The 996-nt window shown below is 37.9% G+C and carries 1 pseudogene; it reads left to right on the top strand.

Annotated features, from left to right (window positions below):
* Positions 1–33 precede the first annotated feature (33 nt).
* Positions 34–996, top strand: a pseudogene (locus EII37_RS10700) (hypothetical protein); the annotation flags it as partial.

The raw sequence follows: 996 nt of genomic DNA, 5'->3' as shown, positions 1-996 counted from the left end.
GCTTTAATTGCATTAGCTGGTGAATTCGTTGCTATGAAAGTTATTAATGGAATCATTAAGGCTTACGAGATGTATAATAATGTTGTTAAAGCTGCCTCAATTATACAAGGTGCTTTCAATGCTGTAATGGCTGTCAATCCATTTGTACTTCTTGGTATAGCAATTGTAGCAGTCGTTGCTGGCTTGGTATACTTCTTCACTAAAACGGAAACAGGGAAAAAGGCTTGGGCTAGTTTCGTGGACTTCTTGAAGGGTGCATGGGACGGTGTAGTTTCATTCTTTAGCGGTATTGGTCAATGGTTTGCTAATATATGGAATGGAGCAATTGACGGAGCAAAAGGAATCTGGCAAGGTTTAGTTGATTGGTTCCACGGAATTGTACAAGGCATCCAAAACATTTGGAACGGGATAAAAACATTCTTTGGCAATTTATGGACGACTGTTATTGGTGGCATTCAATCTGCATGGGGCGGAGTAACTGACTTTTTTAGTGGAATATTCGACGCAGTTAGTTCAGTAGTTTCTACAGTATTTAGCGCTATTGGTGGCTTTGCTGGGAAAGCTTGGGATGTACTGGTTGGCGTATGGAACGTAGTAACTGACTTTTTTAGTGGAATATTTAATGCAGTAAGTAATGTTGTGTCTAATGTATTCAGCGCAATCGGTAGCTTTGCTGGGAAAGCTTGGGAATTTATTAAGTCAATATGGAATACTGTCATAAGTTTCTATGCTGGCATATTTGATGCTGTCAGAAATACTGTAGCAAATGTCTTTAACGCTCTTGGTAAATTTGCTTCAAATGCTTGGGATGCAATAAAAAATGTATTTAATGGTATTGGCGGCTTCTTTAGTAGAGTATTTGACGGTGCTAAAAATATAGTTAGCAGAGTATTCGACGCTTTTGGAAATGTTGCTTCTAATGCTTACAACTCAATAAAAAATGTATTTAATGGTATTGGCGGATTCTTTAGTGATATATTTGGAGGAGTAAAAAAG

Origin of the sequence: Streptococcus sp. OH4692_COT-348 (assembly GCF_003859975.1) — a bacterium.
Lineage (GTDB): Bacteria > Bacillota > Bacilli > Lactobacillales > Streptococcaceae > Streptococcus.
This window is presented reverse-complemented; position numbering and strand designations above follow the sequence as displayed.